This window comes from Serratia sp. AXJ-M, assembly GCF_046531865.1.
Lineage (GTDB): Bacteria > Pseudomonadota > Gammaproteobacteria > Enterobacterales > Enterobacteriaceae > Serratia > Serratia liquefaciens.
The window spans coordinates 1,180,462-1,203,321 of sequence record NZ_CP059394.1; the positions used below are offsets into that span (position 1 = coordinate 1,180,462).

Below are 22,860 nucleotides of genomic sequence, written 5' to 3' on the forward strand. Positions count from 1 at the left end.
GTATCGTAAATTAACGACTACTTCTACGGAAAATTCACATGAGCGTATTTCTCACCTGCGCAAGACTCTTGATGGGGCTTGCGCCAAAAATTCTTGCCGATGACGTGAAGCTGCACAAGTACCTGCTAAATAGGCCTTCCCCTCAGGCCGCGCCTATTCCAGCCGCACTTCGTTCTTCCTGCCAAATCGAGGAGCGCGAGCACCAGGGGCAGCGAGTCGTGACTCTGACGCCGCGGACCGGAAAGCGCGATCTGCACGTGCTCTATCTGCACGGCGGTGCCTACGTGAACCCACTGCATCACTCACACTGGAGCATCATCAGTGCGGTGATCGGCGCGACCGGCGCTACCGTAACCGTTCCGCTGTATGCCCTTGCTCCCGAACATGACTATCGCGTTGGCACCGCTCTGATCGATACGGTCTTTGACAGCATCGTTTCCGCCCGAAAGGGTGAGCGAATCGTCGTGATGGGCGACAGCGCAGGGGGCAACGCAGCACTGACGCTAGCGCTTCGTCGACGCGATGATGGGTTGTCGCTCCCTGACCATCTCTTTCTGTTTGCCCCATGGTTGGATCTCTCTATGAGGGACGCTGAAATGAGGGAGCTGGAGAATAAGGACGTTATGCTTGCCGTGGACGGCGCACGAGTATGCGGGAGAATGTGGGCTGGAGACATTTCCCCCGAACTACCCTACATGAGCCCGCTTTACGCTGACTTGCGGGGGATGCCGCCGATGAGCATATTCCAGGGAGACCGAGATATCTTTGTTGTTGACGCGCGGAAGTTCGCGGTAAAAGCGCAAGTCGCAGGCGTCACGCTCGACTACCACGAGTATCCAGGTGGTTTTCACGTATTCATGGGACTCACTTTTCTGCCGGAAGCGAAAGACGTCTTTCGCAAGGTGGAAGCAGTGACTAGATACCTAGGGAATGCGGCATGACAACCAGCCATACAAAGCCAGGCGGCTCTTGCCGATGGATCAGCGCCTGTCTGGGGCTTATCCTGCTACTCACCGGTGCTGCCATGCTGTACGGCGGTATCTGTCTTATCAAGCTGGATGGCTCCTGGTACTACGCCATCGCCGGCATCGTGTTGCTGATAACGGCATCGCTATTGCTGCTGGCACGTCGCAGCGGCTTTGTGCTCTATGCCGGCTTTTGCGTAGCGACGCTGGCCTGGGCTTTGTACGAATGCGGCTGGGACCCGATTGCACTACTGCCGCGCTTGTTGTTCTTTCTGGTATTGCTCATCGTCATGTTGCTGACCTGGCGTTGGTTCGCCCGGCCTTTTACGCGGCATCGCGAAAGCGCGCGCGGCAACATGCCTGCGTTGCTGCTCGGCAGCGCGCTAACGTTGTTACTTTTTAGCCTGTTAATTGTCGGCTTACAGCCTGACCACGGCATCGATCTGACCACGGCATTGGGCGAATATCCCGCCGAAGACATGCCCGTCGACTCGGCATCTAACGCCCCCGGCGATTGGACGAACTACGGACGAACACCCGGTGGCCAGCGTTACTCGCCTCTGGATCAAATCACTCCGGCCAACGTTGCCGATCTCACACTGGCCTGGACCTTCCACTCTGGCGCAACCGGCCTGCCGCAAGGCAATAAAGCGAGCGAGTTGATGTTCGAGGCTACGCCGCTGAAGGTACGCGACAAGCTTGTGTTCTGTACCCCCCATGACGAAGTCATCGCCGTTTCGCCTGAGACAGGAAAATCGATCTGGCGCTTTAATCCTCATGCGAATCTGAGCGCAGCACCGTTTCTTGCCTGCCGTGGCGTATCCTATGACGAAACGCCAGGGGCCAGCGGCGTTTGCGCTCATCGGATTATCACCGCCACTCTGGATGCCAGGATGTACGCGCTGGATGCCGATACCGGCCAGCGTTGCCCGGCGTTCGGCCAGAACGGCGAAATCGATCTGACCGCAGGTATGGGCCTGGTCAAGCCGGGTTTCTACTACGTCACTTCACCGCCCTCGATCGTGCACGGCAAGGCTGTGATCGGCGGGTGGGTGTTCGATAACGTGGAACGCGGCGAGCCCTCCGGCGTCGTGCGCGCATTTGATACCCGCACCGGCGAGCTGGCATGGGCCTTCGACATGGGCCGCACCGATCGCACAACACTTCCACCCGCAGGCGAGTTCTACACGCGCGGCACGCCAAATGTCTGGGCACCGATCAGCAATGATCCGGCGTTGGGCCTGGTCTATCTGCCAACCGGTAACGAAACGCCGGATTTCTTCGGCGGCGGCAGGCAAGCCGTGTCGGAAAAATATGCCAGTTCGCTGATCGCCGTCGACGCGGATAGCGGAAAAATACGCTGGCACTTCCAGACCACCCACCACGACATTTGGGACTACGATATTCCATCTCAACCGACCACGGTCGACTTGTCTGGCGCACAGGGCGTAGCGCCAGTACTCGCCTTGCTGGTACCGACCAAGCGCGGCGAGTTGTTCATGCTTGACCGGCGCACGGGGGCTCCGTTAACTCACATCGAGGAGCGGCCGGTGCCACAAGGGGCCGTGCCAGGCGAACACCTGTCAGCTACCCAGCCCTTCCAGAGCGACATGCCTACGTTTGCACCGGCCACGTTGCACGAAAGCGACATGTGGGGAGCTACGCCGCTCGATCAACTGTATTGCCGTATCCGCTTCAAGGCGTTGCGCTACGAGGGCGCATTTACGCCGCCATCGGTACAAGGTTCACTGGCGTACCCCGGCTCGGCGGGTGTCTTCGAATGGGGCGGTGTGTCGGTCGATCCTTTGCGACATATCGTCGTGGCTAACAACAATTACATGGCGATCATCAACAAGCTGACCCCGCGCGACGAGGTTTCAGCCAACGGTAAGCAAGGCAGCAAGGGCGGCGACTTCGGCGGCCCGCAATTAGGTACGCCTTACGCCATCAGTGCCACGCCGTTCGTATCGCCATTGGCCATACCTTGCAATCAGCCACCGTGGGGCATGCTCAGCGCGCTTGACCTCAAAACTCGCAAGCTGCTCTGGCGCCATCCGCTAGGCAGCGCTTATGACAACGGCCCCTTCGGCATTTCCTCCCATGTGCCGCTGCAAGTCGGCGTGCCGAACATGGGCGGCTCGGTGGTGACCCGCAGTGGACTGATCTTTATCGCCGCCACGGCTGACCGCACGCTCCGGGCGTTTGATCTGCGTACCGGCCGCGAGCTGTGGCACGCCATACTGCCGTTCGGCGGCATTGCCACTCCGAGCGTCTACGAAGGCAAGGATAAACGCCAATACGTTGTCATTGCCGCTGGTGGGCATACCGGCCTTGGCCGTTTTGGCGGTGATGTGGTGATGGCGTTTGCATTGCCTAAATCGCCTTGAAACACTGAATTCAAGGCATAGCAGGGGGGCTTGGTCATTGCAGCATGAACCTTGCTGCAAGTGTCAGCCCCCCTAGACTTCTCGCACGAGCGCTAGCCAATACGACCCACAGAAAATGAATCTATAATGGCCGCCCTGAGCGGCTCATGATGTGTTAGTGCATTCAGACGCTTGCCTGCGGTTTGCCGGAGAATACTGACTAAGGGTTGTTTCTATTATCCAGACTAAACCCGCCAGCCCCTAAGAGAAACAGGGCGATAAAACCACCGGACATCGTGATGTTTTTCATCAGCATCAACTGACTTTGTAGGTCGGGACCACTGTGAAAAATCAGTCCTGAGATGATACAGAATCCGAAGAACAGAATGGCGACAATCCTCGTCTGAAAGCCCAGTAAAAGAGCCACACCGCCGCCTAGCTCGGTTAATATCACCAAAGGCAATAATATTGCTGGTACGCCCATCGACGCCATATACTCAGCTGTCGCGTTATAAGCCGAAATTTTACCTATTCCAGCAATAATGAATACAGATGAGAGAAGTACTCTCATTAAAATTGACACTAAGCCGAAGAATAATTTGTTGTCGATGATATTGTCAATTTTGCCTTTTATAGACATTAACGCTTCCTCAAAATATTAAATAATATACACATTAAAAATCAACGACCGGTTTGTAATTACACACCGGGCCGCGTATTCAATGGCTCGCTGATGGTGGTGGCTAAACCCTGGGCTGGGGGAGTAATGGTTGTGGCCTGAATAAAAGTAAAGAGTGCTTAAACAGCAAACTAACGACGTTATTATCCCCCCGCATTACGCTCACATCTTCTTATTCTCAGTGCCCGCCTGTTTATTCATGATATCGTGCTCGGCGGGAGGGTTACCATATAATTGACGTAAGGATTTGGGTATATGCCCATTGTTATCGATTATATTATAATGCTCACCCACTTCAGCCGTCAGTAATGTACTGCCGGATAAGGTCTTTAAGTTAGGGTCGCTAAATAGCGCCCATACCACGCGTCCACAAAACTCAGGGCTCTCAAATCCCAATGTGTCACGGAGAGCGCGCGTTTTCGGGTCTGAGTTGGCAAGCTCAACCATCGTCTCTGTGGCTACGAAACCTGGCCATAGGGATACGGCGGAAACGTTAAAGGGGGCGAAGTGCTCGGCGTAGGAAGCGGCCAATTTATCCAGGCCAGCCTTTGAAGCGTAATAGGCTGGATCATGCACCTTCGCATCGGCATAGAAAGATACGTTGACGATTAACCCGCGCCCACCGGCAAGCAACAAGCGCGCCGCATGCCAAGTCGCAACATGATGAGAACGTAAGCCAACATCCAGTATATCGGCAAGATGGATGGTGGCTTCCCAAAAGGGTTTCACTCCCATTTGGCTGTTAAGCGTGGTGGCATTATTGACGAGGATATTGAGATAACCGTGCTTCTGCTCCACCTGTTTAAATAGGCGTGCTATCTGTGCATCGTCAGACATATCGCAAACAACCGCTACTCCTTGCCCCCCCGCGTGGGTTATTTCACTGACCACCTTTTCGACTGACTCCTGGTCACGACCCGTAACATAGACAATCGCACCTTGTCGTCCCAGTTCCTTTGCTATTCCCTTACCTATTCCCTTGCTTGATCCTGTAATAACGGCGATGACATCTTTTTCTGTTTGCATTATTTGCTCCTGATGACAAGGGCCAGGGCCTTCATCTTCGCTTAAACGGTGACAACAATTTTGCCTAGCTGGGCGTTCGCTTCTAGATATTGATGTGCTGCAACTATCTGATCAAACACAAAGGATTTCGCTATAACCGGCTTTAATTCGCCACGACTAAGCGCCGCCAAAATAAAGGTTTTAGCGTTGGCGAGGCGCGCCGCATTTCCTACAATTTCGCTGTAAGCAAATCCCCTGATTGTCAGGCCTTTCGGGATCGCCAAACTTGCCGGGAAAGGGGTGTTTTCACCGCTCAGATTACCGTACTCTATCAGCGTGCCTCCGGGCGCCAAGATCTCGCATAGCATGGGCACACCTTCCCCCCCAATACAATCGAAGATAACTCGCGGCGGCCTGTCGCCGGTGATTTCTTTAACTTCAGCTACGCTTTTCTCACCCCGAGAAGTGACAACCCATGATGCACCGATATCGAGTAACGCCTGGCGTTTGGATTCGGTTCTTGAGGTTGCTATCACCCGAGCGCCAAGCATGTTGGCAATTTGAATCGCGGCGATACCAACGCTACTGGAAGCGGCAGTGACCATGACATAGTCGTCAGAGGTCACTTCTGCAACGTCAACCAGTGCCCCATATGCCGTGATGTACTGCATCCACGCCGAGGCCGCTTGCTCCCAGGATAAATTTTCCGGATGCTTAACCACGTAACGGGCTGGGTAGTGAATAGTTTCACCATAGGTGGGCCACCGATCCATAGCCAGTGAAGGGATAACACTCACCGCGTCGCCAGGGATAAGGCCTTGCACTTGTGCACCAACGGCGTCGATAATCCCGGCCGCTTCATACCCCATTCGCTGCGGAAATACCGGAGGAAATGCATACTTACCGCGACGCAGTAGCGCCTCCGCCCGATTTAAACCGATAGCTTTCACCTTAATACTGACCTCATCGGCGGCTAAGGCAGGGAGATCCACGTCCACAATTTTTAATACATCTGGTTCACCGACACGATCAAACTGGATAACCCGCGCCATTTTGTTCCCCTTTATATAAAACACGTAAACTAATACGAATTTATGACTGGAGTTTTTGACACAAAAATAAGTGTAATTTTATGCCTGTTCCATTATTTCATGCGTATGACGGTTTTCCCCCGGTATCCTCCGCTTTTGACGGAGTCCAGCGCTAACGAAGTATCCTTTAAATAAAATACTCGCGGAGGCGTGAAGGGAATCTCACCTTTGGCAATCTCTTTCGCTATAGAATTCAATTTGGCAGGGTCAAATTTCATTTGAAAAAATGTCCCTTTTCCTGGTTGGCTGTCAGGTGTTTTTTCTGCGATATCAACGGCAACTGAACTTACAATTCGGCCGTTTGGCGCCAGAGTGTTCCAGAGTGCTTCCAGGGAGCTTCCACCGACCAAGTCAAGAACGAGGTCAACTCCCTTTATCATCGATAAGGCATGAGCGTCGTTATAGTCAACGACATCTGTGGCACCTAATGACTTGACGTAATCTCTGTTTTTTTGCGAAGCCGTAGCGATGACCTTTGCCCCTGCGCGATGAGCCAAAGGAACAGCCAAAGAGCCTACTCCGCCAGCCGCGCCCTGGATCAAAACGGTTTGCCCAGCCGTTAATTCCCCGATATCAAATAACCCCGTCCACGCCGTCGAGCCGGCAACCGGCAGGGTTGCTGCGACGGTTTCGTCCAGATCATCGGGGATGGGGATTAACAGTTCCGGCTCAATTTCTATCGTTTCGGCAAATGCCCCGCGGTTCACAGGCTTCCCTATCACGCGATCGCCGACGTTGAAGGTGGTGACGCCAGCCCCCACTTCAACAATCTTTCCTGCGAACTCGCCACCCAAAATACAGGGAAAAGTTAATGGGAATATATGCTTAAGCAGGCCATCACGCAGTTTCCAGTCTAATGGATTAACCCCTGCGGCGGCGATCTCCACAATGACCTTGCCCGGTGAGACCTGGGGCCTGTTGATGGGCTGAATTTTGATCGTGCCCTCAGCGCCATAACTATACATAACTGCTGCTAATTGCTGATTCATGTTGATCTCCTAAGCTATTTTTTCACTATATCCGTACCAATAATAATTAATAAGATGCTAAATTATGGACGCCGCGGACCAAAAATGAGACAGCTCATGAATATGAATGCATTGCAGGACTTCATAAGTGTGATTACACACGGCAGCTTCAGCGCGGCAAGTCGCGCAACGATGACGCCTAAAGCCTCTATTTCACGGCGGATCCGTCAGTTGGAAGATGAACTGCAAACGCGCTTGTTTGAACGTACGAATACCGGTTTCACCTTGACCGCCGAAGGAACCCTGCTATTCGAGCGGATAAAGCCTTTGGTTAACGAGCTCAACGACATCAAAACTGACATGATGGAACAGACCGGTAGCCCCTCAGGAAAATTACGGATTAGCGTTCCTCCCGTTATTGCATTTGATACCTTGGGTAAACTGGCTGCTCGTTACAGAGCGCTTTACCCATTGGTCGAACTTGAACTTATTGCTGACAGCAGATTGGTTGATCCTATTCGAGAAGGTTTCGATGCCGTTATTCGTGTAAATCCGATGGCGGATGAAGAGATGATAGGTATAAAAATATTCAAAGAGACATTAATATTTGTTGCGTCACCGCAATATAGGGAACAACTGGCTTTGGGAGACCCGCTCACGGAACTTCCTTTCATCAGTATTGGAACGCACTGGAAACCGAATCAAATTAGTACCGTTTTGGAGGGGGAACCACGACATTTCAATGTGAACACGGAGTTATATATCTCCTCTCCGTTTATCACCCGTTCCACCCTCATTTCGGGAGTCGGTTCCGCACTGCTACCGGAAGCTTTGGTCGCCGATGACATCAAAGCCGGCAGGTTGCTTCACCTGGGGGTAAGTGAACAGCCAGAGCTGATTTTATGGTGCCTTTATCCGAGTAGGCGCTATGTCACCGGAAGATTAAGAGCCTTTATTGATTTATTGAAGGAAACATTTTCACAGGAAAGCAGTATTCATCATTAACGGTTCGAAAAACAAAACCGGCGATCCTGTCGGGTAAGCAGTGAATGATGGCTGCACTTAAGCGTGCAAGCAGCCATTGAACCGCCTGCAACGCTGTCCTCCAGTCCCTGGCTCGAAAATCCATTTAATTACCCGGCTAACGACTATGTTGGCTGCCGACGCTGTGCTAGTTTCTGTAGCAAATCATCAGAATGCAGGACATAACATGTTGAGTTTGTTTGTTTACGGGACGTTAGGGCCAGGGCGGCCAAACGCGCACATCATGGAAAGCATCGGCGGAAGTTGGGAAGAGGGCAGTGTGGGGGGAACGCTGCTGAATGCAGGGTGGGGCGCCGAAATGGGCTATCCGGGCATCGTGCTGGATAACAGCGGCAGCCGGGTTCAGGGTTTTCTGTTTTGTTCCGACAATCTGGCCGCCCACTGGCAAACCCTCGATGAATTTGAGGGAGAAGGTTATGAGCGGGTGGCCGTCAGTGTGACTACGGCAAGTGGCGACGTCGTCGATTCGTTTATCTACATGCTGAAGCAATAACGCCGCTGCCGTTGTTTAGCTCGGGAACGAGCCATCTCGTTCCCGAAATGCGGCGGTTACCGGTTCGGCAAACAGAAAAACGACTGCGCGTTCTCACCCAAAATCTGACGCTTACTTTTCTCCGGCAAGGCAGAGCTGCTGACCAAATGGCCAATCTGTTGTTCCCCCAGCGGGAAGGGAGCATCGGAGCCCAGCATGACCCGTTCCGCACCCAGGGTATCCACCAGAAGCTCTAGCGCCCGTGGATCGAACACCGCGGAGTCGACGGAGAAGCGATCCAGATAGCTTGACGGTTTATGCGGGCAATCTTCTCGCACGATATCGCGCTGCTCCCAGGCGTTATCAACCCTCCCCATCAGGTAAGCAAAGCTGCCGCCCCCGTGGGCAAAGCAGAGTTTCAGGCTGCGCGGCAAGCGTTCGAAGGCACCTGAGAGGATCAAAGAGAGGATCGCCAATTGCGTTTCCGCCGGCATTGCCACCAGCCAGGGCAGCATCCATTTCTTCATACGCTCCGCGCCGCCCATCATATCCCAGGGATGTACCAGCACCGGGATACCCTCGTGGGCGCAGTGGGTCAGAAAGACGATCAGCGATTCATGATCCAGATCCTTTGCCCCTACGTGATTACCTATTTGCACGCCAATATGACCACACTCTTTTGCCCGGCTGGCTTCGCGGCAGGCGGCCTCGCTGTCCTGCAGGGGAACCTGCGCCAGCACCTTCAGCCGTCGCGGATTGGCAGACGCCATCTCCAGCGCCCGATCGTTCATCAATTGGACCCAGGGCAGGGCGCGATCGAGAGCGACGTCATAGGCAAACATGACCGGCGTGGCGCACATGATCTGAATATCGATCTGCTGTTCATCCAGCTGTTCCAGGCGGCGTTCGGCATCCCACAGGGCGTCATAGACCGGCCGGAAAGGCTTATCATTGAGCATGATCTGGCCTTCGCGCCCGTGGGTTGCCAACCAGGGAGCCCGCTCAACATCCAGCCTGGCAGCCTCTTGTTGGCTGATTTTAGGGAAAAAATGCGAGTGGATATCTATTTTCATCGGGTTTCTGTTGCCTTCAGTGTGCGATGCCAGGTTTGTGCATCGCGGCTTGGGTGGATCTCGCCGCACTGGCTGCAGCGGCGTTCTTCATCGCTGGTTGCATAAAATTGTTCATAAACCGGAGGGAGATCCGCCACGATGCTCTTGAGGTTCATTTCATATCTTTTGATCAGGTTGCCGCAGGCCGCGCATGACCACTGTATGGCGTCCGGCTCATTTTCCGGGCGCATCCGTTCCAGCACCAGGCAAAGGCTGCCCTCTTCCGGGCGTTGAGGAGAATGAAGCACATGGGGTGCCATCAGGAAAATGTCCCCTTCACGCAGGTCGATGCGGTCGTAACGGCCGTCATCCCAGATGTTCAGATAGGCATTCCCTTTAAACTGGTAGAAGAACTCCTCTACCGGGTTATCGTGAAAATCGGTGCGCTGGTTCGGCCCGCCGACGACGGTAACCATGTAATCGCTGTCCTGCCAGATCTGTTGATTATTGACCGGGGGCTTGAGCCGATGCGCGTTACTGTCTAGCCAAGTATTGAAGTTGAGCGGAAATCCATATTTGAAGTTAGACATTGTTATTCTCCGATTCGTAGGGCAGAGGATATGCACAGGTTATTTTTGGGGCTTATAGGCGATGGCCTTGATTTCAATTAACAAGTGCGGGTGGGGCAGTTGATGCACCGCCACGGTGGTGCGGGTCGGACCGTCGTAGTCAAAATAGTCGGCATACACCGCGTTATAGCCAGCAAAATCGTTCATATTGACGAGAAAAGCGCTGATCTCGACAACATCATTCAGGTCGGCTCCGACACTGCGCAGGATGTCGCGAATATTATCGAGCACCGCGCGAGTCTGAACGTCGATAGCCAGGCGGGTTGCCCCCATGGCATCGGCTTCGGCCCCGGCAATACTGTTGTCCGGCAATCTGGCACTGGTGCCGGAGACAAACAGAAAGTCGCCGGCCCGTTTCACGTGTGGAAAACGTCCGCGCGGGGCGGCTTTTCCCTTAACAACCACAGCCTGGTTAGTCATAGCTGGCCCTCGGTATGAAATGCCGTTCGCCCAAAACCGGAAATATCGACGCTGACATGTAGCCCGGGGCGTAAAGTTTCTGCTGCGGTTGCCGCGCCAGCGAGGATCACCGAACCGGCAGGCAGTACGCGTTCTTGTTGATGCAGCAGGCTGGCGATCTGTACCAGTGCACGCAATGGATGCCCAAGAATAGCTGCGGTGCTGCCAACCTGCACCGGACGCCCATGAAAGTTCATCACCACACCAAGGTTATCGATGGCGCGCTGCGGGTTCTGCAAGGCCCCCACGATGAATTTGGCGGATGAGCAGTTGTCGGCAATCACGTCCTCAAGGGTGAAGCGGAAATCGCGGTAACGGGAATCGATAATCTCCAGCGCAGGGCATACCCCTTCAAGCACCCGGCCGGCTTCGGCCAGGGACAGCGGGCCATTGATCTCTTTGCCGGTGATAAAACAGAGTTCAGGTTCCACGCGCGGGTGGATCAACTCGCGCAGATCCAGTGTTCCTCCTTCTTCAATCTGCATGGCATCGGTCAGTTCTCCCCAAATAAGATGGTCAACGCCCATTTGCTGCATTTTGGCGCGGCTGGTGAAACCCAGCTTCAGGCCGACGCGACGCTCTCCACGCTGCTCGCGCAGCCGGATCCCTTCAGCCTGAATCCGATAGGCCGTGGGAAGATCCAGAGCCAGCTGTCCGGTTAACTGTGCGGTGGCTTGCTGGCTGAGTGTGGCCTGGTCTAGCTGAGTGGCCAGTGCGGTAAGATCCATGATTTTGCTCATGCAATGTTCTCCTGAAGCCTGTTTCGCTGGGCCAGCAAATCCAGGGCGACGTCAACGATCATATCTTCCTGGCCGCCGACCATACGCCGACGGCCGACCTCCAATAAGATATCGGCGGTTTTAAGTTGATACTGTTCCGCCGCCTTTTCGGCATGGCGCAGGAAACTGGAGTAGACGCCGGCATACCCCAGCGACAGGCTCTCTCGATCGACGCGTACCGGACGATCCTGCAATGGACGCACCAGATCGTCTGCCGCGTCCATCAGTTGCAGCAGGTCGCAACCGTGGTTCCAGCCCAAACGTTCGGCGGTGGCGATAAAGACCTCAAGCGGCGCATTGCCGGCACCGGCGCCCTGACCGGCCAGTGAAGCGTCGACCCGCTGACAGCCTTCCTCCACTGCGACAATCGAGTTGGCGACCCCAAGCGCTAAATTATGGTGAGCGTGCATGCCGATTTCCGTGTTTTCATCGAGCACCTCGCGCAGAGCGCGGAAGCGATCGCGGATATCCTGCATCAGCATGGCACCGCCAGAATCGACCACGTACACGCAGGTGGCCCCGTAGGACTCCATCAGTTTCGCCTGCTGTGCCAGATGTTTGGGGTCAGCCATGTGGGACATCATCAGAAAACCGACGGTGTCCATTCCCAGCTCACGCGCATAGCTAATGTGTTGGCGCGAAATATCCGCTTCGATGCAGTGAGTGGCGACGCGCACTACCCGCGCGCCTGCATCATAGGCATTGCGCAAATCGTGAACGGTACCGATACCCGGCAACAGCAGCGTCGCGATCCGGGCATGGCTGACCGACTCTGCGGCAGCGGCAATCCACTCGACGTCGCTGTGCGCGCCGAAGCCGTAGTTGAAGCTGGAGCCGGATAGCCCATCACCGTGGGCCACTTCGATCGAGTCGACCCCAGCGCGATCCAACGCGGTGGCGATTTGTCTGACCTGTGGCAGCGAGTAACGGTGGCGTACCGCGTGGGAACCGTCACGCAGAGTGACGTCGGAGATATAGAGTTTTTTCATCTTCATGCTCCCTGACCTTGCAGCAAACGCCTTGCGATATGCTCACCGCAGGCCAGTGCGGCTGACGTCATGATGTCGAGGTTGCCGGCGTAGGCCGGTAAATAGTGAGCGGCCCCTTCGACCTCCAGGAAGATGGAGACTTTCAGGCCACCCTGCGGCCCCAGATCCGGGTAAAGGTGCGCATCGGCCGGGGCGATGGTTTCAAACTGGACTTCCTGCTTGAGTCGATAGCCGGGAACGTACTCTTGCACTTTGGCGACCATGGCAACCACCGCCTCGGTGATTGCTTGTCGATCGCTCGGTGGCGTCAGGCAGAAAACGGTATCGCGCATCATCAAGGGCGGTTCGGCCGGGTTGAGGATAATGATGGCCTTGCCACGCCTTGCGCCGCCTACGCTTTGCAGTGCCAGCGCGGTGGTTTCGGTAAATTCGTCGATGTTTGCGCGAGTGCCGGGCCCGGCAGAACGGCTGGAGACCGAAGCGACGATCTCGGCATAGTAAACATCGGTGACGCCGGCGACGGCGGCCACCATCGGAATGGTGGCCTGTCCGCCGCAGGTGACCATATTCAGATTGGGGGCGTCGCCCTGAGTTGCCAGGTTGACTACCGGCACTATGTAGGGGCCGATGGCTGCCGGAGTCAGGTCGATTACCCGTACACCGTACTGTTGCAACAACTTATTGTGGTGCGCGTGCGCCCCGGCCGAAGTGGCGTCAAAAACCACTTTGATTTCGCTGAAATCGGGCAGCGCGAGCAGGCCATCAATGCCTTCAGACGTCGTCGCCACGCCCAGCCGATTCGCACGGGCCAGGCCGTCGGAGGCAGGATCGATTCCGACCATCGCAGCCATTTGCAGGTGCTGACCGTGGCGCAGGATCTTAATCATCAGATCGGTGCCGATGTTGCCCGAACCGATGATTGCAGCGGCAATTTGCGCTGAGTTGCTCATTGATCACCTCCTGCGGCAGGGGCGAAGCGGCCGCTGACCTGACCGAGGCCCTCAATGCGGGCGCTAAACACATCCCCAGCGCAGGCCGCTACCATCGGCCCCAATGCGCCAGTGAGGATGATATCGCCGGCACGCAAAGCGTTGCCGCGTTGCGCCAGCGTGTCCGCCAACCACAAGGCGGCAAGCAGCGGATTGCCCAGACAGGCGGCTCCGGCACCCACCGAAACCGGTTCGCCAGCCCGCTCCAGCACCATGCCGCAGCCCAGCAGATCGACGTCCTTCAACAGCACCGGGCGGTTGCCCAGCACGAACAGTCCGCAGGAGGCGTTATCGGCAATGGTGTCCGCCAGCGAGATATCCCAGCCGGCGATGCGGCTATCAACCACTTCGAGAGCGGGCAGCAGATAGGCGGTAGCGCGGATCAGGTCGGCGAGCGTGTTTTTTTCATGGGGCAGATCCTGTTCAAGTACCAAGGCGATCTCGGCTTCCACCTTGGGCTGAATCAGCCGACCGGCGGCAATCTCTTCACCGTCACACAGCGCCATGTCGGCGAACAGCTGGCCGAAATCCGGTTGATTGACCCCCAGTTGGCGCTGTACCGCCGCCGACGTCAGCCCGATTTTGCTACCCACCGGCCGGTATCCCTTTTGGATCCGCTCTTGGTTATTGACCCGCTGTACGGCATAGGCGGCATCGATATCCTGTGAACCCACCAGGTGGCGAACCGGCGCGCAGGGGCGGCCACTCTCGGCGGCCTGCCTGAGCATTTTGGCCGCTTCATGGTGTTCAGGCTTCAGTGAATTTGACACATGACTCTCCTGTTATGCGCCACGCGTGAACGTGGCCGTTTTCCCTGCGGCTGGGTATTGTCGTGAGTCATGCCCTTGAAGTAAGAGAGCGTTGGCGAACACGATTTAGCCAGCCGGCGAGAGTGGATACAGGGCAGTCTAATCAGATGGCCAATAAGCGAAAAATGAATAAAGTGGCTTTTGCTATTCCTTAAAGTTATGCCATAGTCGCCAGACTTGGTGCCTGGGCCAGACGATTTTTGGGAGTAAACGGCAATGAATGAACGTTCCCCTTTTAACGTGAGCGATATGATCCTGAACCGGCTCAAGCTGCGTCCACTGCTGATTTTTGACCGGGTATTACGCAATCAGTCGATTGCGCGTGCGGCTCGGGAACTGAATCTGACCCAGCCCGCCGTGACCAAAGCGATCCGCGAACTGGAACAACAGCTGGATACCATCCTGTTCGACCGTAATAATCGGGGCGTAACCCCAACGGACTGTGGTGTCTTGCTGGGAGAGCGGGTTAAATCGGTGATTGCCGAGCTGCGCTACCTGACCGATGAGCTGAACACCTTCAAGGGCGGCGTTACCGGCCATGTTGTGGTGGGAACGCAGATCTCGGCCAGCGCCCGTTTGTTGCCGCGCGCCATCTTGTTGCTGAAAGAGCGAGCACCCAAAATTCTGGTCACCGTACGGGAAGGGCCGCAGGATTACTTATTTCCTGCATTAGCGACCGGTGAGCTGGATGTGGTGGTAGGGCGTTTGCCCGAGCCCGATGCGCCTCTGACCGCCCGCATGGCGCTGAGTCACCGGGCATTATATTGCAACAGCCTTTGCGTGGTGGCCGGCAGCCGCCATCCGCTGGTGCAAGAAGCCAATCTTAACCTTCAACACCTTGCGTCATGGCCGTGGATCCTGCCGCCGCTCGACTCGCCGGCCCGGCGTGTGGCCGATCAATTCTTCAAGGAGTCCGGGCTGCCGGCCCCTGAAAATATCGTGGAGTCATTGTCGCTGCTGACCAACGTCAACCTGCTGGTGGATTCTTCATTCCTTGGCCTGATGCCGACCGCCGCGGCGCGGCGCTTTATTGCGGCCGGTCTGCTGTTCCAACTGCCGCTTGGCGACGTGGGCCCTTCCACCGAGGTCGGGTTTTCCATCCGTGAAGATAAGCCTTTGACGCCGGCGAGCAGGCAACTGATTGAATGCCTGAAATTGGCGGTTCAGGAAGACAATGCGTTGCCTGGCTATAACCAAACGGCATAGCAAAGCCCGCTTTATTCATTTTCACCTTATTTCTACGGCTCCCTACACTGCGTAACGATACCCGGTCGAAGCTCCCTTCCAACGGCGTTGTTTTCAGACGCCAATGGCAGGTTTCTTCGTGCCGTTTTGTGACTCAGGAGGAACAGTGCCGTGGCAATTTATCAATCCGCGCCGGATTTACCCTTGTATATCGACGGCCAGTTTGTCGATGGGATCCGGCAGTTCGACAATATCAGCCCCGTTGATGGACACCTCGTTTCGCGAGTTGCCGAAGCGGGGGAAGCGCAGGTAGCGGCAGCGGTCAAAGCCGCCCATGCCGCACTCTCCGGGCCCTGGGGGCAACTGAGCGTGCCGGAACGTGTGGCGCTATTGCACCGGGTGGCCGAGGGTATCGAAGCCCGTTTTGACGAATTTGTCGCGGCAGAAGTGGCGGACACTGGACGCCCCGAGAGTCTGGCGCGTACGCTGGACGTTCCCCGCGCCATTGCCAACTTCCGTACCTTCGCCGATCTGGCTGCAACCTCGGTCAATGAATGCTGCGAAACGCCACAGGCCGATGGTGGCCTGCTGTTCAACTATACGGTCCGCAAACCGCTAGGGGTGGTGGCCGTAATTTCTCCCTGGAATTTGCCGCTGCTGCTGCTGACCTGGAAACTCGGGCCAGCGTTGGCCATGGGTAACACCGTGGTGTGCAAACCGTCGGAAGAAACCCCCTCTTCGGCAACGCTGCTGGCGCAAGTGATGCATGAGGCCGGTTTGCCTGCCGGGGTATTTAATCTGATCCACGGTTTCGGACCGGGTTCCGCAGGCGAGTATCTTACCCGCCAGCCGGAGATTGCCGCCGTTTCCTTTACCGGCGAATCTCGTACGGGCAGCGCCATCATGAAAGCGGTGGCGGATGGCGTAAAAGAAGTCTCTTTCGAATTGGGCGGGAAAAATGCCGCGGTGGTGTTTGCCGATGCTGACTTTGAGGCGGCGGTCGCCGGCGTAGCACGCTCCTCATTTTTCAACACTGGGCAAGTGTGTTTGTGCTCTGAACGTGTCTATGTCGAGCGCCCGATCTTCGATCGTTTCGTCGCGGCATTAAAAGAACGGGCCGAAGCCTTGAAAATAGGTTATCCCGATGAGGAGGGCGTGGATCTCGGTCCGCTGGTGTCGCAAAAGCACCGGGATAAAGTGCTTTCCTATTTCGCGCTGGCGCGTAGCGAAGGAGCCACCCTGATCACCGGCGGTGAGGTACCGGTATTCGGTGACGAGCGCGATAACGGCTCCTGGATCCGACCAACCATTTGGACCGGGCTTAGCGACGATGCACGCTGCGTGCGCGAAGAGATTTTTGGACCGGTATGTCACATATCGCCTTTCGATAACGAAGAGGAAGTGCTGGCGCGGGTCAACGACAGCCAATATGGTCTGGCCTGCGCGTTATGGACCAGTCAGGTCGGGCGGGCGCATCGCCTGGCTCGGCGTGTTCATACCGGCATCGTCTGGGTTAACAGCTGGTATGCCCGCGATCTGCGCACCCCGTTTGGCGGCAGCAAACTGTCCGGCATGGGGCGCGAGGGCGGGCGTCACTCTTTGGACTTTTATTCTGAAATCAGCAATGTCTGCATAAAACTATAATCGCTCACCGGCTGCCGCCAGCCCGTGGCAGCACGCAGAGTCCCCCCTCTTCGCTGACAGGAGCCTGACCTCATGTCTCATGGTGCATCTCTGGATATTGAAGCCTTTATCGATCAATCGCCATTTTCCCCGTTCCAATGGCTACTGCTGCTGCTGTGTTTTTTGGTGATTTTCATGGACGGTTACGATATGGCTGCGATTGCCTACGTGGCCCCTTCACTGCTGGACGAATGGGGAGTGCAGAAAGCCGAACTGGGGCCCGCCATGAGCGCGGCGTTGTTTGGCCTGGCGTTTGGTTCGCTGCTGTCCGGGCCGCTGGCGGACAGGGTGGGCCGCAAACCGGCGGTGATCTATTCCGTATTGTTGTTTGGGGTGTTCAGTCTGGCAACCGCCTGGTCAACTTCGATAGGATCATTGACCCTGCTGCGTTTTATTACCGGATTAGGGTTAGGGGCTGCGATGCCCAATAGCATCACGCTGCTGTCCGAATACTGCCCCAGTAAGCGACGAACCATGATTGTCAGCGCCATGCTGTGTGGCTTCCCGCTGGGTGCGGCCGTCGGTGGCCTGCTGGCCGGTTACCTTATCCCTTCATTTGGCTGGCGTTCAGTGTTGGTGGTGGGGGGCGTGGTGCCTATCCTGCTGTGCGTAGCCTTACCTTGGTTATTGCCCGAATCGGTGCGTTATATGGTGCTTAAGCGCTATCCCAGCGCCCGTATTCGCGCCGTTTTACAGCGCATAAAGAAGGAAGGGGCCGAGCGGGCTGAGCACTTCGTCATTGCGGAAAAAATAGCCGACGGACATTCCGCTATCCGTGCCATTCTGACTTCGCCGCATCGCACCGTCACAGGGTTGCTGTGGCTGAGCTGTTTTATGAGCATGCTGGTGTTTTATATGATTGTTAGCTGGATGCCGCTGTTGCTAAAAGAGGCGGGGCTGTCGGTACTGCAATTTTCCCATATCAGTGCGCTGTTCCCGTTAGGCGGTGGTGTGGGATCCATACTGATCGGGTGGGTGATGGATCGCCGTGAACCCAATAAGGTCCTGGCGCTGACCTATCTGGTCGCCGGGCTATTGGCCTATGGCGTGGGCCTGGCGGTTGGTAACGTCACTCATACACTGCTGTTGGGCTCACTGGTGTTCTTTATGGGATTTGCTTCCGGTGGCGGGCAATCTGCGCTGGCGTCACTGTCTGCTTCCTATTATCCCACCAGCTGCCGCGCCACCGGGGTGGGCAGCATGTATGGAGTAGGGCGTTTTGGCGCTATATTCGGCGTGCTCGCCGGTGCGGAACTGCTGCGTTACCAGTATCCCGCCGCGGCCATTTTTAGCCTGTTGCTGATCCCTGCCTGGTTGGTTTGCCTGGCGCTGACGCTGAAGTATTTCAGCGGGAGGCGGCGAGAACTGCTGTTGGCTCGCTTGCAGGATAAACACTGAATACGGCCTCCACGATTGGCGAACGGCATTGCTCAACTGTCTTGCTATTCCACCGTGGAGGGAAAGAGGGGACCGGGTTGATTCGTTTATCTGAATAATTCGATATTGAAGCCCCGGCTCTGCGCTGGGGCTTTGTTTATGTGCGATCAGATCGGTGAACAATTGAGCTTTTGTTTATGCTGCGGCGTTAAAATAAAGCCAAATGCCCATTAGGATCTCACCGTGCGTAAATCAAAATTCTTGCTGGTAACGCTATTTTGCCTGTGCGCAGCTACAGCGCTTTATGTATTGGCCTATCGGTCGTTGGGCCATTATCTCAGCGACGGTGAGAAGGCCTACCCCGATATCAGCATTGAAATCCGTTAACAGCCGTCATCCCATCCAGACCGCTTTGTGCCGCCGCGATAGCGCCGGCTGCTTACGGTATACAGTATCGCCAATGAGAGGGGGCTATTTTTCGTCAGGAAGGAAATAGTGCCCGCATTTAGGGCAGATCATGGTGATGTTTTTACGCATTTTGCGACTGTTTTGTTCAGATACGTGAGCGCATTTCGGGCAGGTCACTTTTACTGATGAGTCGCTGAACATCTTAAGGGCATCAAAGATAGACATATCTTTCACCGGGTAGATGCAAGGAGCCTCAGTTTAGCATTGCTCGGGGTTAATAGCCCTTTATTGATTGTTTATTAATCATTTCTGCGAGGGCGGTGCCGGGACTTTGGCGCCGATGAACAAGCGGCGCCGCAGTAAAAATGTCACATTTCCATCCGAGGTTACATCTGTCGGAGCAACCTTACGCAGGCATGACAGTTCTATACATTGTGGCTGGTAATTTAACAGCTACCCGATGATGTTGTGTGTTATCCATTCCCTGTAGTGTATTACCCCATCCCTGTTAAGTTTATCCCGCCTTGTGCGGGATTTTTTTTACCTGCGCTCAATCATTTGCCCGCCAAACATAATGTCGCGCGTGGCCTGCAACGCCAGAAAATCATGGGGGAAACCGAGCTCGATGGCACTGGCAGTTTCCAGCCGTTGCCATTGCTCTTCTGTGAGCCGGACGTCTAATGCCCCCAGATTATCTTCCAATTGCGCCAGCGTACGTGCGCCAATAATGGGGGCGGTCACCGCCGGGTTACGCAGCGTCCAGGCCAGGGCCACTTGCGAAGCGCTGAAGCCGGATTCGTCGGCCAGCGCCTGTACCTGTTCGGCAATCACAAGATTGCGTTCGGTCAGCATGCCCTTATTGCGTACCATTGCGCGCCTTGTCCCGTTCTCTTCCCCCATGGGCTGCAAATCACGTCGGCTGTATTTGCCGCTCAAGATACCGCCGGACAGCGGTGACCAAGGGATCACACCGAGGCCCATTTCCTGTGCCATCGGGATCAGCTCACGCTCTACGGTGCGTTCCAGCAGGCTGTATTCGATCTGCAGGCCAATCAGCGGTGACCAGCCGCGCAACTCTGCCAGGGTTTGCATTCTGGCGGCCTGCCAGGCGGGCAGATCCGAAACGGCCAGGTACAGCACCTTGCCGGCGCGCACCAGGTCATCCATGGCGCGCATGCTCTCTTCTACCGGAGTAGTGAAGTCCCAGGCGTGCAGATACAGCAGGTCAATATAATCGGTATTCAGGCGCTGCAGGCTGTCTTCCACTGAGCGCACCATGCTCTTGCGATGGTTGCCGCCGGAGTTGGGATTATCAGGTTGCATGGGCAGCGTGTATTTAGTGGCGATTACCAACCGATCGCGGCGTCCGGCGGCGAACTCCCCGACAAAACGCTCGGCGCTGCCTTCGGTGTAGCGGTTGGCGGTATCGATGAAATTGCCGCCGCGCTCGACGTAAACGTCAAACAAACGGCGGGCCTCCGCCTGTTCCGCCCCCCAGCCCCAGTCGGTGCCGAAGGTCATGGTGCCGAGTGCCAGCGGCGAGACGCGCAGGCCGGAACGGCCCAGTAGACGGTAGTGGTTTAGGGCCAGTGATGTATGCATCGTACATTCCTCTGTGGTTTTTCCCCAGAATAGGCCCCGCAATACTCTGACTGAATACGCTATAATCTTCATGAATTATTAAGCGCAGGAGGCATAATGAGAGGAAGTGACTTTGCAGAGCTGCGCGCTTTTGCTGCCATTGTGGAACATGGCGGTTTTGCCCGCGCCGCAGCGCAACTGGGTATGTCCGCTTCCGCACTCAGCCAGACTCAGCGTAATCTGGAGACCCGGCTTGGTGTTCGGCTGTTGAATCGCACCACTCGCAGCGTGGCCCTCACCCAAGCGGGGGAGCAGCTGTTAGCGCGCCTTTCGCCAGCATTGGCGGAGATTGAGGCCGCCGTCACCCAGACGGCTGCGCTGCGTTTACAACCGGCGGGCACGCTACGCCTTAACGCGTCCGGTTTGGCGGCGATTTATTATCTGGCCCCGTTGTTAGCGCCGTTCAATGCACATTATCCCGATATTGTGGTGGATCTAAGCGTGGACGATCGGCTGGTGGATATTGTTGCCGCCGGTTTCGACGCGGGCGTACGTCTGCATGAGCGGCTGGAAAAAGACATGGTGGCGGTTGCGCTGGGAGGCGAGCAACGCATGTGCGTGGTCGCCTCGCCGACATACCTGGCTCGTTACGGCGTACCACAGACGCCGGAGGCGCTACGGCAGCATCGTTGCCTAAATACTCGCTGGCCGACCAACGGCAGTCTCTATCGCTGGGAGTTCGAGCGCGGTGGCGAAAAGCTGGAGATTGCAGTGGAGGGGCCCTTAATCGTGGATGAACCGCAGGTTCTGGTGCGTGCTGCTATGGATGGGCTGGGGATTGCCTACTTGTTCGAGAGCCAGGTGGCTGAGGCCCTGAGGGACGGCCGGTTGCTTTCGTTGCTCACGGCCTGGACGCCGCCTTTTCCCGGATTTTACCTTTATTATCCCGCTAATCGGCAAATGCCGCGGCCGCTGCGCGCGTTTATTGATTTCGCCCGGCAGCAGGGTTAACGGCCAGGAGCGAGCTGATAAGCATCCGGTTTTTTTGAATAACTCTGTCAGATAAATTTGGTATTCACCCCGGAGACAGTTGATTAGATTGGATCAGAGTATCCCCGGGTGCCATCGGCACCCTTATGTAACAATCAGGGAGTTTCTAATGGCGAAGACAGTGGTAATTTTTCACTCCGGCTACGGCCACACCGAACGTTTGGCAAACGTGGTTGCACAAGGTGCCGAAGCTGAACTGATCGCTATCGATCAGGAAGGCAATATCAGCGATGAAGCCTGGCAAAAACTGGATGAGGCGGATGCCATTATCTTTGGTTCGCCGACCTATATGGGGGGCCCGTCCTGGCAGTTCAAAAAATTCGCCGATGCCAGTTCAAAAGCCTGGTTTACCCGCAAATGGCAGGACAAGGTTTTTGGTGGCTTCACTAACAGCGCCAGCCTGAATGGCGACAAGCAGGTGACGCTGATCGCGCTGCAAACGCTGGCCTCTCAGCATGGTGGTCTGTGGGTCAGTCTGGGGCTGATGCCGGCCAATACCAAGGCGGCGCAACGTACCGATGTGAACAACCTCGGCGGGTCCGTTGGTCTGCTGGTGCAGACCCCAGCAGACGCCGGCGTGGATGAAATGCTGTCGGGCGATCTGGAAACGGCTACGCTGTACGGCCAGCGCGTTGCGGCATTTGCCGCCAAATTGGCTTAAGCATTATCCCCTTGCACGCGCAGGGGGGAGATTAGCCAGGTACGCTTTTATTCATACGCACACTTTGAGGCGCTCATTTTTTCTACACAATTGGGGCGTAAATTAGTGTGCGTTATTAGCCTGCTTGGGCTAACACTGCATTTCGTACAAATATTCCCGGTTCCTAGGCCGGGTTTTTTGTTGCTAAGGTGGGCTTAAGCTTCCGGCGATACAATGAGCGGCAACAGGGTCATGCAATGATCGTGTCGTAACTGTCAATTAGCTGCTCTTCAAGCGAGCCCGCATTGCGCGGGCTTTTTTTATGAATAGCGCTTCGTTGCGTCTTACCGGAAAATAATAACCGGCAGCATGGCTTGAGCGGTAGGTAAAATACCCATCTTATTATTATGGTTTTGGCGTTGTGATCATCGGTGATGGTTTACGCTATGCTGTTAGATATCCTTGAACATTATTTTCGGGCGGGTGAAAATCCGTTTCGCATTGCAGGATACCGGTGAGCGATGGCGTTAAGAGCATTCTGTTAATTAAAAACGAATCTATCTTTGTTGCTGATCTGTCTGTATTTTTTAATTTTAACTCTGATTGTTATGTCTTCCTCATCATGTCGGGCGAGGGAATA

23 protein-coding genes are annotated in these 22,860 nt (G+C 55.6%); 10 read left to right on the top strand and 13 right to left on the bottom strand.

What is annotated here, in order from left to right:
* Positions 1 to 38 precede the first annotated feature (38 nt).
* A complete protein-coding gene (locus tag H0S68_RS05480) occupies positions 39 to 941 on the top strand; it encodes an alpha/beta hydrolase (protein ID WP_174573849.1) in 903 nt (300 codons plus the stop codon).
* The gene (locus H0S68_RS05485; RefSeq protein ID WP_410529217.1) at positions 938 to 3,352 is read left to right on the top strand and encodes a pyrroloquinoline quinone-dependent dehydrogenase; all 2,415 of its coding nucleotides are present in this window, start codon (positions 938 to 940) and stop codon (positions 3,350 to 3,352) included. Before H0S68_RS05480 ends, H0S68_RS05485 begins: the two co-directional genes overlap by 4 nt.
* Before the next feature lie 199 nt (positions 3,353 to 3,551).
* Here H0S68_RS05485 and H0S68_RS05490 read toward each other — a convergent pair whose 3' ends face one another.
* From H0S68_RS05490 to H0S68_RS05505, 4 genes are all read right to left on the bottom strand, one after another.
* Complete coding sequence (locus H0S68_RS05490; protein ID WP_142815757.1) at positions 3,552 to 3,971, bottom strand: DoxX family protein; 420 nt, start codon at positions 3,969 to 3,971, stop codon at positions 3,552 to 3,554.
* A gap of 201 nt (positions 3,972 to 4,172) precedes the next feature.
* On the bottom strand, positions 4,173 to 5,036 hold the full coding sequence (locus H0S68_RS05495) for an SDR family NAD(P)-dependent oxidoreductase (protein ID WP_128864452.1): 864 nt from the start codon (positions 5,034 to 5,036) through the stop codon (positions 4,173 to 4,175).
* Between the two features lie 41 nt (positions 5,037 to 5,077).
* Positions 5,078 to 6,067 (bottom strand): zinc-dependent alcohol dehydrogenase family protein, encoded by a 990-nt coding sequence (locus H0S68_RS05500; protein WP_410529218.1) that lies wholly within the window; start codon positions 6,065 to 6,067, stop codon positions 5,078 to 5,080.
* A 92-nt stretch (positions 6,068 to 6,159) separates the two neighbouring features.
* On the bottom strand, positions 6,160 to 7,095 hold the full coding sequence (locus H0S68_RS05505; RefSeq protein ID WP_128864454.1) for an NADP-dependent oxidoreductase: 936 nt from the start codon (positions 7,093 to 7,095) through the stop codon (positions 6,160 to 6,162).
* Between the two features lie 96 nt (positions 7,096 to 7,191).
* Here H0S68_RS05505 and H0S68_RS05510 point away from each other — a divergent pair, with 96 nt between their 5' ends.
* Complete coding sequence (locus H0S68_RS05510) at positions 7,192 to 8,079, top strand: LysR family transcriptional regulator (protein ID WP_165366287.1); 888 nt, start codon at positions 7,192 to 7,194, stop codon at positions 8,077 to 8,079.
* A 205-nt stretch (positions 8,080 to 8,284) separates the two neighbouring features.
* Entirely contained in the window at positions 8,285 to 8,611 is a 327-nt protein-coding gene (locus tag H0S68_RS05515) for a gamma-glutamylcyclotransferase (RefSeq protein WP_130015887.1), read from the top strand.
* 56 nt (positions 8,612 to 8,667) lie between these two features.
* On the opposite strand, the gene H0S68_RS05520 is transcribed toward H0S68_RS05515, so the two are convergent.
* The 7 genes from H0S68_RS05520 to H0S68_RS05550 are packed head-to-tail and all read right to left on the bottom strand — an operon-like array spanning position 8,668 to position 14,215.
* Positions 8,668 to 9,663: an amidohydrolase family protein gene (locus tag H0S68_RS05520; RefSeq protein WP_020825583.1), complete on the bottom strand. Its 996-nt coding sequence runs from the start codon at positions 9,661 to 9,663 to the stop codon at positions 8,668 to 8,670.
* Positions 9,660 to 10,232 carry a 3-hydroxyanthranilate 3,4-dioxygenase gene (locus H0S68_RS05525; RefSeq protein WP_046374308.1) on the bottom strand — a complete coding sequence of 191 codons (573 nt, stop codon included), beginning with the start codon at positions 10,230 to 10,232 and terminating at the stop codon, positions 9,660 to 9,662. Before H0S68_RS05525 ends, H0S68_RS05520 begins: the two co-directional genes overlap by 4 nt.
* A gap of 39 nt (positions 10,233 to 10,271) precedes the next feature.
* The gene (locus H0S68_RS05530; protein WP_020825585.1) at positions 10,272 to 10,691 is read right to left on the bottom strand and encodes a RidA family protein; all 420 of its coding nucleotides are present in this window, start codon (positions 10,689 to 10,691) and stop codon (positions 10,272 to 10,274) included.
* Positions 10,688 to 11,470, bottom strand: a complete 783-nt coding sequence (locus tag H0S68_RS05535; protein ID WP_400825022.1) for a 2-keto-4-pentenoate hydratase — start codon at positions 11,468 to 11,470, stop codon at positions 10,688 to 10,690. The genes H0S68_RS05530 and H0S68_RS05535 overlap by 4 nt, the downstream gene beginning before the upstream one ends.
* A complete protein-coding gene (gene dmpG / locus H0S68_RS05540; protein WP_410529219.1) occupies positions 11,467 to 12,504 on the bottom strand; it encodes a 4-hydroxy-2-oxovalerate aldolase in 1,038 nt (345 codons plus the stop codon). The genes H0S68_RS05535 and dmpG overlap by 4 nt, the downstream gene beginning before the upstream one ends.
* Positions 12,501 to 13,448 carry an acetaldehyde dehydrogenase (acetylating) gene (locus H0S68_RS05545; RefSeq protein ID WP_197820229.1) on the bottom strand — a complete coding sequence of 316 codons (948 nt, stop codon included), beginning with the start codon at positions 13,446 to 13,448 and terminating at the stop codon, positions 12,501 to 12,503. The genes dmpG and H0S68_RS05545 overlap by 4 nt, the downstream gene beginning before the upstream one ends.
* Positions 13,445 to 14,215 (bottom strand): 2-keto-4-pentenoate hydratase, encoded by a 771-nt coding sequence (locus tag H0S68_RS05550; RefSeq protein ID WP_130016056.1) that lies wholly within the window; start codon positions 14,213 to 14,215, stop codon positions 13,445 to 13,447. Before H0S68_RS05550 ends, H0S68_RS05545 begins: the two co-directional genes overlap by 4 nt.
* Before the next feature lie 297 nt (positions 14,216 to 14,512).
* Here H0S68_RS05550 and H0S68_RS05555 point away from each other — a divergent pair, with 297 nt between their 5' ends.
* The 4 genes from H0S68_RS05555 (at position 14,513) to H0S68_RS05570 (ending at position 18,928) form a co-directional block, all read left to right on the top strand.
* Positions 14,513 to 15,502 carry a LysR substrate-binding domain-containing protein gene (locus H0S68_RS05555; protein WP_046374304.1) on the top strand — a complete coding sequence of 330 codons (990 nt, stop codon included), beginning with the start codon at positions 14,513 to 14,515 and terminating at the stop codon, positions 15,500 to 15,502.
* A gap of 150 nt (positions 15,503 to 15,652) precedes the next feature.
* On the top strand, positions 15,653 to 17,125 hold the full coding sequence (locus H0S68_RS05560) for a 2-hydroxymuconic semialdehyde dehydrogenase (protein ID WP_410529220.1): 1,473 nt from the start codon (positions 15,653 to 15,655) through the stop codon (positions 17,123 to 17,125).
* Positions 17,126 to 17,197: 72 nt separating this feature from the next.
* Positions 17,198 to 18,562 (top strand): MFS transporter, encoded by a 1,365-nt coding sequence (locus H0S68_RS05565; RefSeq protein WP_410529221.1) that lies wholly within the window; start codon positions 17,198 to 17,200, stop codon positions 18,560 to 18,562.
* A 222-nt stretch (positions 18,563 to 18,784) separates the two neighbouring features.
* The gene (locus H0S68_RS05570) at positions 18,785 to 18,928 is read left to right on the top strand and encodes a hypothetical protein (RefSeq protein ID WP_165366286.1); all 144 of its coding nucleotides are present in this window, start codon (positions 18,785 to 18,787) and stop codon (positions 18,926 to 18,928) included.
* A gap of 84 nt (positions 18,929 to 19,012) precedes the next feature.
* On the opposite strand, the gene H0S68_RS05575 is transcribed toward H0S68_RS05570, so the two are convergent.
* Together H0S68_RS05575 and H0S68_RS05580 are read right to left on the bottom strand one after the other, a co-directional pair.
* Entirely contained in the window at positions 19,013 to 19,174 is a 162-nt protein-coding gene (locus tag H0S68_RS05575; protein WP_217330903.1) for a YnfU family zinc-binding protein, read from the bottom strand.
* A gap of 315 nt (positions 19,175 to 19,489) precedes the next feature.
* Positions 19,490 to 20,551 carry an aldo/keto reductase gene (locus H0S68_RS05580; protein WP_198639720.1) on the bottom strand — a complete coding sequence of 354 codons (1,062 nt, stop codon included), beginning with the start codon at positions 20,549 to 20,551 and terminating at the stop codon, positions 19,490 to 19,492.
* Between the two features lie 96 nt (positions 20,552 to 20,647).
* Here H0S68_RS05580 and H0S68_RS05585 point away from each other — a divergent pair, with 96 nt between their 5' ends.
* Positions 20,648 to 21,541, top strand: coding sequence for a LysR family transcriptional regulator (locus tag H0S68_RS05585; RefSeq protein WP_410529222.1), 894 nt, complete (start codon positions 20,648 to 20,650; stop codon positions 21,539 to 21,541).
* A 148-nt stretch (positions 21,542 to 21,689) separates the two neighbouring features.
* Positions 21,690 to 22,241, top strand: a complete 552-nt coding sequence (locus tag H0S68_RS05590; protein WP_020825595.1) for a flavodoxin family protein — start codon at positions 21,690 to 21,692, stop codon at positions 22,239 to 22,241.
* The last annotated feature ends 619 nt before the right edge of the window (positions 22,242 to 22,860 follow it).

Coding starts and splice junctions, on each gene's coding strand:
- H0S68_RS05480 (WP_174573849.1), top strand. CDS start 39: ATGAGCGTATTTCTCACCTGCGCAAGACTCTTGATGGGGCTTGCGCCA.
- H0S68_RS05485 (WP_410529217.1), top strand. CDS start 938: ATGACAACCAGCCATACAAAGCCAGGCGGCTCTTGCCGATGGATCAGC.
- H0S68_RS05490 (WP_142815757.1), bottom strand. CDS start 3,971: ATGTCTATAAAAGGCAAAATTGACAATATCATCGACAACAAATTATTC.
- H0S68_RS05495 (WP_128864452.1), bottom strand. CDS start 5,036: ATGCAAACAGAAAAAGATGTCATCGCCGTTATTACAGGATCAAGCAAG.
- H0S68_RS05500 (WP_410529218.1), bottom strand. CDS start 6,067: ATGGCGCGGGTTATCCAGTTTGATCGTGTCGGTGAACCAGATGTATTA.
- H0S68_RS05505 (WP_128864454.1), bottom strand. CDS start 7,095: ATGAATCAGCAATTAGCAGCAGTTATGTATAGTTATGGCGCTGAGGGC.
- H0S68_RS05510 (WP_165366287.1), top strand. CDS start 7,192: ATGAATATGAATGCATTGCAGGACTTCATAAGTGTGATTACACACGGC.
- H0S68_RS05515 (WP_130015887.1), top strand. CDS start 8,285: ATGTTGAGTTTGTTTGTTTACGGGACGTTAGGGCCAGGGCGGCCAAAC.
- H0S68_RS05520 (WP_020825583.1), bottom strand. CDS start 9,663: ATGAAAATAGATATCCACTCGCATTTTTTCCCTAAAATCAGCCAACAA.
- H0S68_RS05525 (WP_046374308.1), bottom strand. CDS start 10,232: ATGTCTAACTTCAAATATGGATTTCCGCTCAACTTCAATACTTGGCTA.
- H0S68_RS05530 (WP_020825585.1), bottom strand. CDS start 10,691: ATGACTAACCAGGCTGTGGTTGTTAAGGGAAAAGCCGCCCCGCGCGGA.
- H0S68_RS05535 (WP_400825022.1), bottom strand. CDS start 11,470: ATGAGCAAAATCATGGATCTTACCGCACTGGCCACTCAGCTAGACCAG.
- dmpG (WP_410529219.1), bottom strand. CDS start 12,504: ATGAAGATGAAAAAACTCTATATCTCCGACGTCACTCTGCGTGACGGT.
- H0S68_RS05545 (WP_197820229.1), bottom strand. CDS start 13,448: ATGAGCAACTCAGCGCAAATTGCCGCTGCAATCATCGGTTCGGGCAAC.
- H0S68_RS05550 (WP_130016056.1), bottom strand. CDS start 14,215: ATGCTCAGGCAGGCCGCCGAGAGTGGCCGCCCCTGCGCGCCGGTTCGC.
- H0S68_RS05555 (WP_046374304.1), top strand. CDS start 14,513: ATGAATGAACGTTCCCCTTTTAACGTGAGCGATATGATCCTGAACCGG.
- H0S68_RS05565 (WP_410529221.1), top strand. CDS start 17,198: ATGTCTCATGGTGCATCTCTGGATATTGAAGCCTTTATCGATCAATCG.
- H0S68_RS05575 (WP_217330903.1), bottom strand. CDS start 19,174: ATGTCTATCTTTGATGCCCTTAAGATGTTCAGCGACTCATCAGTAAAA.
- H0S68_RS05580 (WP_198639720.1), bottom strand. CDS start 20,551: ATGCATACATCACTGGCCCTAAACCACTACCGTCTACTGGGCCGTTCC.
- H0S68_RS05585 (WP_410529222.1), top strand. CDS start 20,648: ATGAGAGGAAGTGACTTTGCAGAGCTGCGCGCTTTTGCTGCCATTGTG.
- H0S68_RS05590 (WP_020825595.1), top strand. CDS start 21,690: ATGGCGAAGACAGTGGTAATTTTTCACTCCGGCTACGGCCACACCGAA.